Raw genomic sequence first — 12,860 nt, 5'->3', positions numbered from 1 at the left:
GCGTCGTCAGGACTTGTTCAAACGTCCTGATGACCCGAATGCAATTCGTTCCACACGAAGCGTTTGAAGTTTTAGGTGGGCTAGTGAAAGGTAGGTCTATGAATCAAGATAACTTGTGGCGATGACTGCTGGCAACCCAATTTGCCATTTATCGATGAGTGTGCGCGATATAACGGCTCACACTCGAGCAACAATCTGTACTTGTAATTTTTTGTTAAAGTGTCGGCTAGTCCAGTAACTCGATACGCAGGTCCACGTTACCTTCCTTGGAGATACTCTCTCGCAGAGGTGACGTCTTGATCTCCGAATACTTCTTAGGAATAGCTGTTTTCACTTCCGCGTATAGTTCATCGGATGCAGGCTGGGTGAACTTTTGCACAAGCACGTGATGTTCTCCCGGAAGAGCTCCATCACCTTGAACAAAGGTAGTAAGTTCGAACTCGCCGTTCGAATTGGTCGTTCCACTGGCAGGCCTTCCACCAGATGGAATAAACGACACATTTGCATCGGCGAGAGGTTTTCCCTTGTACGTAATCACACCTTTTACCGGTGCCGTTTTCGGATAACCATTCCCTCCGAAGCATCCCGTGACGAAGGCCAGCAAGGCTACGCTCCCGAGAATGTTCCACTTCGTCGGAAAGTTTGTTTGGCGACCGCTCATTAGAATTCACCTACGACCTGGCCGTCACGACGGTCCCCGAGAGCCTGATACGTTACCATGTCCAGTGTTTCACTGAGGAAATGAACCGAACCGTCACACAACAGGAACATAGCTCCGCCCGGGTGACGAGACTTGAAGCCTTGTGAAGCGCCCCACTGACCTGAGTGTTGATTGCATCCACTACCCGTCCCAGGTTCTCCCTCACAGGTATTGAAGTTGATAGCCACTCCGGTGCCGGTATAGACCGAATTGACTCCCATCCAACCGTCGCGAGTGTGCATCGAACATTTAGGACGAATTTCCCCGAGAGCAATTGTGTTTGTCAGGCCATCGGTGATGTCCCGCATGCGAGCTGCCCATGCCCAGTGACCAAAGACCCCCGAGATTTGATTAGGATTCAACGTATCGGCGCGGACAATGGGACCATTTCCGAAATAGTTATTGTGCGTTCCGCATGGCGAATTTGCCTGGCTTCCCATGCTGAATGAATAGTTCGTCAATGCGCGGTCTTCGCCGTTGGAACCTCCATTAATCGCGGCACCGTCTTTCCATCTCCCCGGATGATCGTCCGAGGGGCAAATAATGGTATCTATGACTACCGAATTGACTTTGTCTCCATCCGGCGTAACGCTTACTGCGACCGTATCGCCTTGAAAGTTGCAGTTTTCATATAAAGGGTTTTGCTCAAGGTAGGGAAGGATCTTCACATAGGGGCTTCCCTTGTGCGAATCATGCACAGTGCCCCAGTTATGACCCACAGCTGAAGCACAGGGGAAGACTTTGTGTGTGTCGTGATAGTTGTGGATGGCCAGACCAATCTGTTTTAATTGATTGGAACACTGCATTCGCCGGGCCGCCTCACGGGCTTGTTGAACGGCGGGAAGTAATAACGCGATCAGAACGCCAATGATCGCGATGACCACAAGCAGTTCGACCAAGGTGAAGCCGCCTCGCGATGAAGATTTCGTCATAGGGATACTCCTACGAAATGCGGAACAGAATGAGAGGAAGGAGAATAATGCGACAAGGATCGGTCGATCTATTGTCTGGGGGGAACATTGACAAGAGGACGTCATTCTATTGCTACTATTTCCCAAAAGTAACTATATTTATCGTTTTTTATACAAAAGTTGTTCTCATACCCTTGTCTCAATGATTGCAATTGAGAATTTCATCCGCTTTTCTAAGTCGGGAGCAGAAAAGTCCGTTAAATATCCAGTTGACCTGGAAATATCGTGCAGAGAGCCTCCAACATGCTGATGAGCGAATCCAATCGAAATGCACGCTTTGTCCGCGAGTTCGCTTGCCATGAAGAGGCAATTCGTGCTTACGTGCGCCGATTGGTTCCCTCGCGCAGCGACTGCGACGACATCTTGCAGGAAGTGGCGATGATTCTATGGGAGAAGTTTGACGAGTTTCATGAAGGGGGCAATTTTCGCTCTTGGGCCTTCGGATTTGCTCGCTACAAAGTTCTTTCCTGGCTCCGTGACAACGGGCGACGACGCTTGGTGCTCGATAGTGATGTGGTGTCCATGATCGCCGACGAGTCGATCGAAGAAGATTCGTATCTCGAACAACAACGGCTCGCCTTTCGGTCCTGTTTCGGAAAACTCCCCGACGACCAGCGGACGTTAATAGCGAACGCCTATCGAAAAGATATGACGATCCAAGATATAGCGGCGACGAGCGGCCGCACGACCGCCGGATTTTACCAATGGCTCTATCGCATGCGGCAGATGTTGTTGGAATGCGTGCAACGTACACTCGCCAGCGAGGCGAATCCATGAGCAGCGATCATACCTTCCGCCAGAATGTTCAAGACTACCTGGAAAGTCGTGCGACTCCAGAGCAAGTCTCCCAGCTTAACGAGCAACTGCGAAACGATCCCGAGGCCCGACGTGCTTTCCGAGAAATGCTGAATCTTGATTCATTTCTCATGGAAACGACCGAAGAGTTCACGCATGACACGTCAGCGGTGGATGTCGCACTTCACCCGTCACGTGCTGAGGCTCCTTTCCCTGCCGAACAGCAGAAAGATCGTATCAAACCAGCGTCAGATTCAAACGGCAACCGCGGTTGGGTGAGCTTGCTTCTTGTGATCGCAGCCAGCTTGTTGGTAGCCGTCGGAACGGTGGCATGGTTTGTCGAGAATCAAGAGTTTGCCAGCGTAGAATATGTAGCTGGGGCGCAAGAATTGTCGGTTGGGATGGTTCTGGGCAGAGAGTCGCATCTCATCCAAGCCGGAACAGTTCAATTAGTGACTCCACGGGGGGCTCGCATCGTGATTGAGGCTCCCGCTCTGTTTTTCTTCGAGTCGGCTCAACGGTTGCAGTTGAAACATGGCCGTTTGGCAGCAGATATTCCTCCAGAAGCTCATGGGTTTACCGTCGTTACACCAACCGGCCAGGCAATTGACTTGGGCACGAAGTTCGGCGTGGATATGCCGGAATCAGGAGAAGCTGAAATCCACGTATTTCAGGGAGAAGTCGTCGCCCAATCGACTGAAGGCGGCAATCTAAGTAATCTTCGTGATAGTCAGGCTTTTCGCCTTCAATCGGCGGCAGGAATTCCGAGCAGTTTTCGCTCGGGCGCCTTTATTCAACCTGGGGAAGTCAATTCCCTGAATGCCGCTCTTCAGGCTGGTCAACCGAGTCGCTCCCAATCAGCACTCGAAGTTTTGCGAGAAGATCCCCATCTCATCACCTTGCTAGACTTCGAATCTGAGCAAAAGAATCCAGGAGTTTATCGCAGCGTTCAGGGGCGCTGGCCAGGATCTCAAGCCGCGGAGTTCGTCAGCGTAGGGGATCACATGAAACTTGACGTCGGTGGAGAACGCTTGTGGCCGCAACTGACTTTGGCCGCATGGGTTCGCCTCGACCAACTTGGAGAACCGTACCACTCCCTACTGCATACTGATGGTTGGGAAAACACCAAGAAGGGTCAGGTTCATTGGATGGTTACAGGATTGACCACCATGCGATTGGCCCTCCGTGACAACACGCTCGCCTCGGAAGAACGGGCGCATCATGGATTTCCTGACTCGCAAACAAGCGTTCTGCCCGAACAAGGTCGCTGGGTGCACTTGGCTGCTGTTTACGATGCGGACAACAAGACGGTCCGTTTCTATCTAAATGGCAAGTTTGACGGTGAAGCCAAGCTGTCTCAGGCATTTCCCGCCCGTTTGGGGCCCGCACAAATAGGCAATTGGAATACGAACGACCGTACACTCAGTGGCCGTATTGACGAAATGTTAATTCTTGGTCGTGCGATGTCGGATAGTGAAATGGAACGGCTCTTTACCGCAGGAAATCCTTACCGCTAGATGTTCGCGCCGTCAGAATACCAAGCATTGGGAATCGTATCTGAGTCAGGCCCCGATCATTCCCCCACTTCCACTCGAGCTATCATCCTTGTATCGGCCATGCTTTTTCCGATTCGATGCTTTATTGTGACAAATGTGTAGATCATTTGTGTTAAAGATCGCGCGGCATTGGAAATACAAAGGTGAGCAAACAATTCTCTTGATTTACCCCTGTGAGAATGCATGATGCGTTTGAGCGTCCTGGCAATCATTGTTACCTGTTTGGTTAGTAACATCGCGCTGGCCGAACCAGTCGACTTCGTCCGCGACGTTCGTCCGATTCTGCAAAAGTATTGCTACGATTGCCACGCCGGCGACGTTCGCAAGAGCGGTCTACGACTTGACGTTCGTTCCGAAGCAATGCAAGGCGGCGAACTCTACGGCAAATCGATTCTTGCTGGTAAGCCGGAAAAGAGTCCATTGTGGCAATTCATCGCTGACGAGGATGCCGATATTCAAATGCCTCCGGAGGGTCCCTCTCCTACTTCAGAGGAGATTGCCATAGTTCGCCGCTGGATCGAGCAAGGAGCAGTTTGGCCAGACGGCGTCGACAAGGTCAAATTGGCAAATCCGCGTGATCACTGGTCATTCAAGCCCGTTAAGAACGCGCCACCTCCTCAGGTACAGCAAACCGATTGGCCGCGGAACCCCATCGACCACTTCATTCTCGCTCGACTTGAAGCAGAAAAGCTTTCTCCGGCAGAGGCCGCTACACGTGCCGACTGGCTACGACGGGTAAGTTTTGACCTGATTGGTCTCCCTCCTACCCAGAAGGAATGGGAAGAATTCCAGCGTGATGATAGCCAAGAAGCCTACCAACGAGTGGTCGACCGACTACTCGATTCCCCGCGCTATGGCGAGCGGTGGGCGCAGCATTGGCTCGATGTCGTTCGTTACGCCGACACGCATGGCTTCGAGGTCAACACGGAACGCCCCAACGCCTGGCCCTACCGTGACTATGTAATCGAGGCACTCAACCAAGACGTACCGTACGACGCGTTCATTCGTCAGCAACTAGCTGGCGATACGATAAACGCGGACGCAGCAACCGGCTTTCTTGTCACCGCATCGGTTCTCTTGCCTGGCCAAATCGGTAAGGACGAAGCTTCGAAGCGATTAGCCCGACAGGATTCGCTCGATGAAATTGTCACCAACATCGGCACCTCCTTCTTGGGAATGACGATTCACTGTGCCCGGTGCCATAACCATAAGTTCGACCCCATTTCGCAACGCGACTACTACGAGATGCAGGCATTCGTATCCGGTGTCGAATACCAAGATCGCGAGTTTGAAATTCCCCTAGGTGATATGCAACGCGATCAACGCAAACGCTGGCAGGAACGCCGACGCGAGTTATCGCTTCAGTTAGCTCGTGCCATTCCGAAGGCCGATTCTCACACACCTCGCCCGATGGTCAATTCGTACGAGAACATCGATCGCTTCGTCCCGGTTCGCACCCAAGAGGTTCGATTTCTAGTGAAAGCGACCAACAAGTACGAACCCTGTATCGACGAGTTGGAAGTCTTTAATATCGAGGGAGTTAACGTGGCTTTGGCCGACAATGGGGCAAGTTTATCCTCGTCCGGAAACAAAGTCGCGCTGAATCGTCATGAACTTCGTCTAATCAATGATGGACACTACGGCAATTCCAGCAGTTGGATGTCGAACGAAGTCGGAGGAGGATGGGTCGCGGTTAAGTTTGCTCAACCTCAAGTGGTCGAGCAGGTCGTCTGGGGACGGGACCGACAAGGAAAATTCTCCGATCGACTCGCTATGGAGTACGTCATTGAAGTTCGTGACGACAATGGGTCGTGGAAGAGCGTCGCCAACTCGTCCAACCGACATCCGTTCGACCCGACGAAAAATCAACACGCACCGATCGACCTAGAATCGCTCAAAGTAGACGAACTGGCTGAGGTGAACAAGCTACTTCGAGAAAAGGATGCGCTGGATCAGAAATTGAATGATTTGACAGATCGGCGGTCAGTCTTCGCTGGCGTCTTTCGCGAACCAGACGAAATCCGCATCTTGGGTCGCGGAAGCCCAGAACTGCCGAAGGAACTTGTCTCGCCTGCGGTGCCAGATCTTCTGGGTGATACGCAACTCTCCCGGGATTCGGATGAAGGTCAGCGCCGTCTTGCTCTGGCTGATTGGATCATTTCCAAAACCAACCCGTTGACTGCGCGTGTTATGGTGAACCGAATCTGGCAAGGGCACTTTGGCTTGGGGCTGGTCGAAACGGCCAATGACTTTGGTCACAACGGCGTCCCTCCGTCGCATCCGGAATTGCTCGACTGGCTTAGTGCCGAATTCATGCGCAGCGGCTGGTCCCTAAAACATATGCACCGTTTGATTGTTCTTTCCTCAACCTATCGGCAGGCAAGTTCCTACAATCCCGCAGCAGCGGCTGTGGATACGGATAACCGACTGCTTTGGCGGTTTCCGCCCCAACGTCTGATGGGAGAAGTGATTCGCGATTCGATTCTGTTAATTAACGGGAACCTCAATCTGGAAATGGGGGGACCTGGTTTTAGCCTCTTCGATAAACGAGGTGGGCTTAGCGGATTCTCTCCTATTGAGTCCTTCGGCAAGGATGGTCTTCGCCGAATGATTTACTCGCATCGTGTTCGCCGAGAACGGGATCCGGTGTTCGGGGCTTTCGATTGTCCCGACTATGGGCAAAGCACATCTCGCCGTCGGGCATCGACCACTTCGATTCAAGCACTGAACTTGTTTAACAGTCAATTTATGATCGACCAGTCAAACGCCCTGGCCGACCTGCTCAAGACCAAATATGCCGAGACGCCTCAACAGATCGAGGCCGCCTACGAGCGTGTCCTAATGCGATCTCCGACGCGACAAGAACGAACGGAAGCAACCTCACTGGTCAACCAACATGGCTTGGCCTCGCTCTGCCGAGCGTTAATGAACAGCAATGAATTCTTGTATATCCGTTAAGGAATTGGAATGTTTCGATCTCATTCACAAGTCATGCCTGCCAATAATTGGCTCGATCGACGCAATTTCCTTAGCCATGCCGTTAGCGGTCTAGGGTCGATCGCAGTAGCCAGCTTGTTGGGGCAAGAAGGCCTGCTTGCAGCCGATGACCAGTCAATCGATCCTTCCCGTCCTTATCAGTCTCGTTCTTCCCATTTTCCTGGTGCTGCCAGAAACGTCATTGTCATCTTCTGCGCTGGCGGTGTGAGCCATCTCGACACATGGGACTACAAGCCAGAACTTGAGAAGCGGGACGGCAAACCCATGGAGAATGGACCAGCCGTCACCTTCCAGGGACCGGCTGGCAACCTGGCACGTCCGCAGTATCGATTCCGTCCTCGCGGGGAAACCGGCAAAATGGTCTCGGATATGTTGCCTCACTTGGCTGAACTAACGGACGATCTGACTTTCATTCATTCACTGACGAGTAAAAGTAATACCCACGGTCCCGCTGAGAACTTTCTTTCGACAGGCTCGGTACTCGATGGGTTTCCCAGCTTGGGAGCTTGGGTTACCTATGCCCTGGGTTGCGAAACGCAAGAGTTACCGGCGTATGTTGCGATTCCAGATCCTCGTGGTGTTCCTCAAAACGGCTCGAACAACTGGGGACCGGGCTTCCTCCCCGCAGCGTTTCAGGGCACCACCTTTAGTGCCACCAGGCCGATTCGTCACTTGCAACCTTACGATGTTACTTCCGAAAAAGATCAGGCAACGCGTCAATTCCTCTCTCAGATGAATCAACGGCATCTGGAGGACAACCCCCACGACTCACAACTCGCCGCTCGAATTGCCAGCTACGAGTTGGCAGCAAAGATGCAACTGAGCGTGCCGAACGTGATGAACCTGGAAAGCGAACCGGAGCATATCTTGAAGATGTACGGAGCGGACTCGCCCGACAAAACTAAGGCCGCTTTTGCCAGAAACTGCATTTTGGCAAGGCGACTCGTTGAGCGAGGCGTCCGATTCGTTCAGCTGTTCAACGGTGCCTATGCAAGTGGAGGCGAATTGAACTGGGATGGGCACAATAAACTAAAGGAACAATACGACAAACATGCCCATATTCTCGATCAACCGGCGGCAGGTCTCATTCGCGATCTGAAGCAGCGCGGTCTACTCGAGAATACCTTGGTAGTCTGGTGTACCGAGTTCGGACGCATGCCCATGTTCCAGAAAGGATCGCATGGACGCGACCATAACCCCGACGGCTTCACTTCTTGGATGACCGGAGCCGGTGTAAGACCCGGCATCAGCCACGGGGCTACAGATGAACTCGGCAAGAAGGCCGTGCAAAATGTACACCCACTCTACGACTTCAATGCCACAATCTTGCACCTGCTAGGACTTGATCACGAGAGGCTTACCATCCGCCACAATGGAATCGATCGTCGTCTGACCAATGTCGAAGGGCACGTAATTCGAGAGATTCTGGGTTAAGTCTCAGGGCCGGCGCTGGGACGAGCATCGCCCAAGCTTGTCACCTTGCCAATTGCAATGCGAGCCGTAGCACTTGGCTTGGTCTGTTGTGAGTAGGAATGCGAAGGTCTTATCAAGCGCCAACTACATCCTAAGTAGTTTGCGAAATTCATCTCTGATGTGGTCACTTGCATTGCAGCAGTGAGGGGAAACTATTTTGTAGATTGCACTTGCCACATTTGATACGATCCATCTAACTACAGCGATCTCACATTTATCCCACCTCAAACTCGCACCCACCCTGCCCCGAGTTTCAACCATGACGCATATACGGAGCTCCTCCAGCGGTTCGATGTTTGCTGGGTTTGCGATTGTTTCTGCATGCCTTTGTTTCTTACCGAAGGCAGGCGCTGCTGAGTTGCACCAGACAATCGATCAGCTAATTGCACAAAAGGCTGGTGGATCCGTCGCTGCCCCAGCCGATGATGCCGAGTTTCTGCGTCGAATCTTTATCGATCTGACTGGCAAGCTACCCGCGCCCGCTGAGGCCAGAAAGTTCTTGGCCGACAAGGACAAAGCCAAACGCAAGACGTTGATCGACAGCCTGCTTGCCAGCGACGATTTTCCCCGCCGCATGCAAGAAGCCTTTACGGCCATGTTGTTGGAACGTCGAACCGATACACAAGTGCCGGATGCCGAATGGGAAAGGTATCTCCGCGACTCCTTCGCCAGGAACAAACCGTGGAACCAACTCGTAAGCGAATTACTGTTTGTTGATGAAAAGGATGAGACGCTGAAGCCGGCATCGAAGTTCTTTCTAGTCACGGGTCGAAACGATGAGAATTTAAGGACGGAAGACGTTGCCCGCCTGTTCCTGGGTCGCGACATCACCTGCTCTCAATGTCATGACCATCCGGAAATTGCGGACTACGCCCAAGATGATTATTTCGGCCTGTTCACCTACCTGAAAGACAAGCCGGCTGAAGCGTCCATTGAATACGAGTCCGTTTTCGGACCAGGCAAGCATACAACGGGACCACGGTTACCTGGTGGCGAAGAGTTGGAAATCCCCACGTTTGAAAAGGATCAAAAAGAAGAAGCCGCCAAATATCGCCCGCGATTGCTCCTGTCGCGCAACCTCCCGACGGCGGAAAACGAATTGTTCGTTCGTAATAGTGTCAATCGCTTTTGGTTCTTGATGATGGGGCGTGGGCTGGTGCACCCATTGGATCTTCACCACGAAGACAATCCTCCTTCGCATCCGCGACTGCTCGACACCATGGCGGCCGAGTTTGTTGCCCATAACTTCGACGTAAAATGGCTCCTTCGCGAAATCGCCCTGAGTGACAGTTATCAGCGGAGCAGTATCTTGCCCAACGGGGTAGCCTTGAAAGACGCCCCACCACAACTCTACCGCATGGCAATTCTTAAACCCCTGACGCCTGAGCAGATGGGCTGGTGCATAGCAGGCGCAACCGGAAATCTCGACTGGTTGCTTGAAGCCCCAGTGCCTGATAATTCGGAGTTCACGCACTTCGATTACATCAATGGCCGAGTTGATCAGTTTCCCCAGAATTTCCCGGACGTGATGAAGCTATTCGTTGGTGTGTACAGCAATCCACCTGGCGAAGCGGAAGTCGACTTTACGCCATCGATGGGACATGCCTTGTTCTTGATGAACGACCAAGGAGTGCTTGATTGGCTAAAACCAAAGTCGGGCAATCTGGTCGAGCGACTCTCGAATCTGAATGACGCGGCGACGGTAGCAGACGAACTCTACATCAGCGCACTGACACGACCACCTGCAGATGAAGAAGTGGCTGAAGTGGCCGCCTACCTGACTCAGAATAAAGATCGACGAACCGAGGCGTTGGGCGAACTGGTCTGGGCATTGATCTCATCCGCAGAATTTAGGATGAATCACTAGCAGCTTGCGACTCGATTTTTGGATACACAACGATGAAGCACAACTTCGCATGCAACAGCCTTGCACACGACCTTTCGCGGCGGCAAATGCTGGGTACGTTGGCTGGGGCAGCAGCCGGAACCCTTGGCATGGGTGCGCTCTTGCAGCCTGCCATGGCTGAGAAGATCAAATCGCAGGGTAAGCAAGTACTGTTTATCTGGCTCGACGGCGGCATCAGCCAACTGGAAAGCTGGGATCCTAAGCCCAACACCGAATTCGGCGGCCCCTTTCGTGCGATTCCCACCGCAGTGCCAGGCGTGCATTTCAGTGAGTTGGTACCCGAGACTGCCAAACGGATGGACAAACTGGCCGTCATTCGCAGCATGTGTACGAAGGATCAAAATCACTCAACCGGCGTTCCGCGTGTGCAGCGAGGTGATCCAAAGAATCGCGGGGTGACCTATCCATTTATCGGTTCGGCACTCGCCAAGTTGATGCCGCCGGTCAAAAATGACTTGCCTCCCTATATGCATATCAAGCCGGGACGCGGCGGATATATGTGGAAAGACGCTGGATTTCTCGGGGCAAAATATGGTGCGTTGGCCCTAGGGGATGGTAAGCCTCCGATCCACATTCATCGCCCTGATTCGATCGACGACGCGGTGGACGTCGCCCGCGGCGATCTACGACGCAGGCTAAACAACCGATTTCGCCAACGCCGCGTCGATTCCGAAGTCGACGCGTACGAGTATTCCTATCAGGTTGCCGAGAAGCTGATGAAGCGAAAGGAACTATTCGACGATTCGCTCCTGCCCCCGAAGGATGTCGAGCGGTACGGTACGCATCCGCTGGGGCGGCACCTTTTGCAAGCTCGGCGACTGCTGGAGGCCGGCGTTCAGTTCGTCAAAGTGACGTCGTTCCACTGGGACACGCATGGTGACAATTTCAATATGCACTTGAACCTTGTGCCGCAGATCGATCGCCCGTTTGCCGCCATAATTGATGATCTGGACGACCGTGGCATGCTGGACAACGTCCTGGTCGTGCTCATGTCTGAATTTGGTCGCACTCCCAAGATCAACACCCGGGCAGGCCGCGACCATTGGCCAGAAGCTTGGTCGGTGGTACTCGCCGGTTGCGGCATCAAGCGTGGGGCGGTCATCGGCAAAACGACTGCCAACGGCGCCTGGGTTGACTCACAGGAACACGACATCGGGCATCTGTTTCACACAATTTTCCACACAATGGGAATTGACGCCAAGAAGGTTGAGTACGTTAACGACGGGCAACCTCTGCCGATCGCTCACGACGACTGCAGCAAGATTAGCGAGGTGCTCTCCTGATGGCCGCCACTAGTCCAGATTTCGATCCGACCAAGATTTGGGAATCGCAGTCCTTCGAACACGATCGCATCTTAACCGTATGCGCTTTCAGCCCTTGCGGAAAGTTCGTCGTGGCCGGGGCGCAGCATGAAGACCTGCAGCGGTGGGACCTGGAAAGCGGCACTCGAACGCCACTTACGGCACATCGCAGTTGGGTAATGGCGTTAGCATTCCATCCAGATCGGAAGCGACTGATCAGCGGCGACTATCACGGCGTGGTGCATTGTTGGAACTATGCCGAAACCGAGCCTAAGCCCCTATGGACGATTGAAGATACCAGACACGGCTGGGTGCGCGACCTCGCGATTACCCCTGATGGCAAGCATCTCTTAACGACTGGCAACGATAAACTGGTGAAGCTCTGGTCGCCTGACGGTGGTACTGCAATTCGAGAATTCACAGGCCATAAGCATCATGTCTATAGCCTGACAGTGGCTCCTGATGGCAAGTCTTTCTACAGCGGTGATGTGCTTGGTGAAATTCACCATTGGGATCTCGCTAGCGGTGAACTGATACGAACGATCGACGCAAGCGTATTGCACGAGCGTAAAGAGAATTACTTGGCAGATGTCGGCGGAGTCAAACGACTCGCCATCTCCCCCGATGGAACACTTCTCGCGTGTAGTGGAATGACGGATGCCAATGGCAACACTTTCTGTGTCGGTAAAGCGGCAGTCTTGTTGTTTGACCTGTCCACCGGCGAGCTAAAGCAAACGTTGCGTCCGCAGACCAAGATGGACGGTCCGTTGGAAGGACTATGCTTCCTGCCAGATGGGAGTATCGCCGCTCAAGGACAATTGCTCCACAGCTCTACATCAATCGAGTTCTGGAAGCCTGACGCGGAAGCGCCGTACCACATTCTCAAGGCGCCCACCGGCTACAGCCTACATCTGCATCCCGACAAGCTTCGCCTGGCCTCAGCCTGTTACGAGGCCCATGGCCGCACGGGCAACGGACGGCACACCGACCAGCAAGAATACGTGAGCAACAACGGAGCCCTCAAGATCTATAGCTTGTTCGAACAACCGAAGGATGAAGTTGCCTCGACGAAGTCGTAGCGACTGCTTCGTCCGGGACCTACCCTAGAGAAGTCGGTCGACCTGAAAATCCGGAAGGAAGGCGATCGAAGGGCACAGGTCA

The 12,860-nt window shown here is 53.1% G+C and carries 9 protein-coding genes; 7 read left to right on the top strand and 2 right to left on the bottom strand.

All coding sequences use genetic code 11. The features are described 5' to 3' along the window. Positions 1 to 226 precede the first annotated feature (226 nt). Positions 227 to 661: a hypothetical protein gene (locus PSR63_RS24465; RefSeq protein WP_274328448.1), complete on the bottom strand. Its 435-nt coding sequence runs from the start codon at positions 659 to 661 to the stop codon at positions 227 to 229. Further along, positions 661 to 1,632 (bottom strand): DUF1559 domain-containing protein, encoded by a 972-nt coding sequence (locus PSR63_RS24460; RefSeq protein ID WP_274328446.1) that lies wholly within the window; start codon positions 1,630 to 1,632, stop codon positions 661 to 663. Before PSR63_RS24460 ends, PSR63_RS24465 begins: the two co-directional genes overlap by 1 nt. Before the next feature lie 264 nt (positions 1,633 to 1,896). On the opposite strand from PSR63_RS24460, the gene PSR63_RS24455 reads away from it, so the two are divergent. The 7 genes from PSR63_RS24455 to PSR63_RS24425 all read left to right on the top strand — a co-directional run bounded on the left by PSR63_RS24455 (position 1,897) and on the right by PSR63_RS24425 (position 12,778). Next, positions 1,897 to 2,448: a sigma-70 family RNA polymerase sigma factor gene (locus PSR63_RS24455; RefSeq protein ID WP_274328444.1), complete on the top strand. Its 552-nt coding sequence runs from the start codon at positions 1,897 to 1,899 to the stop codon at positions 2,446 to 2,448. A gap of 149 nt (positions 2,449 to 2,597) precedes the next feature. Continuing rightward, a complete protein-coding gene (locus PSR63_RS24450) occupies positions 2,598 to 3,983 on the top strand; it encodes a LamG-like jellyroll fold domain-containing protein (protein ID WP_274328442.1) in 1,386 nt (461 codons plus the stop codon). Between the two features lie 222 nt (positions 3,984 to 4,205). Continuing rightward, the gene (locus tag PSR63_RS24445; RefSeq protein ID WP_274328440.1) at positions 4,206 to 6,980 is read left to right on the top strand and encodes a PSD1 and planctomycete cytochrome C domain-containing protein; all 2,775 of its coding nucleotides are present in this window, start codon (positions 4,206 to 4,208) and stop codon (positions 6,978 to 6,980) included. 9 nt (positions 6,981 to 6,989) lie between these two features. Beyond that, complete coding sequence (locus PSR63_RS24440) at positions 6,990 to 8,453, top strand: DUF1501 domain-containing protein (protein ID WP_274328438.1); 1,464 nt, start codon at positions 6,990 to 6,992, stop codon at positions 8,451 to 8,453. Positions 8,454 to 8,751: 298 nt separating this feature from the next. Then, positions 8,752 to 10,359, top strand: a complete 1,608-nt coding sequence (locus tag PSR63_RS24435; protein WP_274328436.1) for a DUF1549 domain-containing protein — start codon at positions 8,752 to 8,754, stop codon at positions 10,357 to 10,359. A 32-nt stretch (positions 10,360 to 10,391) separates the two neighbouring features. Next, positions 10,392 to 11,681 carry a DUF1501 domain-containing protein gene (locus PSR63_RS24430; protein ID WP_274328434.1) on the top strand — a complete coding sequence of 430 codons (1,290 nt, stop codon included), beginning with the start codon at positions 10,392 to 10,394 and terminating at the stop codon, positions 11,679 to 11,681. Further along, positions 11,681 to 12,778: a WD40 repeat domain-containing protein gene (locus tag PSR63_RS24425; RefSeq protein ID WP_274328432.1), complete on the top strand. Its 1,098-nt coding sequence runs from the start codon at positions 11,681 to 11,683 to the stop codon at positions 12,776 to 12,778. The genes PSR63_RS24430 and PSR63_RS24425 overlap by 1 nt, the downstream gene beginning before the upstream one ends. Positions 12,779 to 12,860 lie beyond the last annotated feature (82 nt).

The organism is Bremerella sp. P1, assembly GCF_028748185.1.
Taxonomy (GTDB): Bacteria; Planctomycetota; Planctomycetia; order Pirellulales; family Pirellulaceae; genus Bremerella.
The sequence above is the reverse complement of the archived record's forward strand: the minus strand, read 5'-3'. Positions and strand labels throughout refer to the sequence as shown.

Excerpts from the sequence above, each read along its gene's own strand:
- PSR63_RS24465 (WP_274328448.1), bottom strand. The coding sequence starts at position 661 with ATGAGCGGTCGCCAAACAAACTTTCCGACGAAGTGGAACATTCTCGGG.
- PSR63_RS24460 (WP_274328446.1), bottom strand. The coding sequence starts at position 1,632 with ATGACGAAATCTTCATCGCGAGGCGGCTTCACCTTGGTCGAACTGCTT.
- PSR63_RS24450 (WP_274328442.1), top strand. The coding sequence starts at position 2,598 with ATGGAAACGACCGAAGAGTTCACGCATGACACGTCAGCGGTGGATGTC.
- PSR63_RS24445 (WP_274328440.1), top strand. The coding sequence starts at position 4,206 with ATGATGCGTTTGAGCGTCCTGGCAATCATTGTTACCTGTTTGGTTAGT.
- PSR63_RS24440 (WP_274328438.1), top strand. The coding sequence starts at position 6,990 with ATGTTTCGATCTCATTCACAAGTCATGCCTGCCAATAATTGGCTCGAT.
- PSR63_RS24435 (WP_274328436.1), top strand. The coding sequence starts at position 8,752 with ATGACGCATATACGGAGCTCCTCCAGCGGTTCGATGTTTGCTGGGTTT.
- PSR63_RS24430 (WP_274328434.1), top strand. The coding sequence starts at position 10,392 with ATGAAGCACAACTTCGCATGCAACAGCCTTGCACACGACCTTTCGCGG.
- PSR63_RS24425 (WP_274328432.1), top strand. The coding sequence starts at position 11,681 with ATGGCCGCCACTAGTCCAGATTTCGATCCGACCAAGATTTGGGAATCG.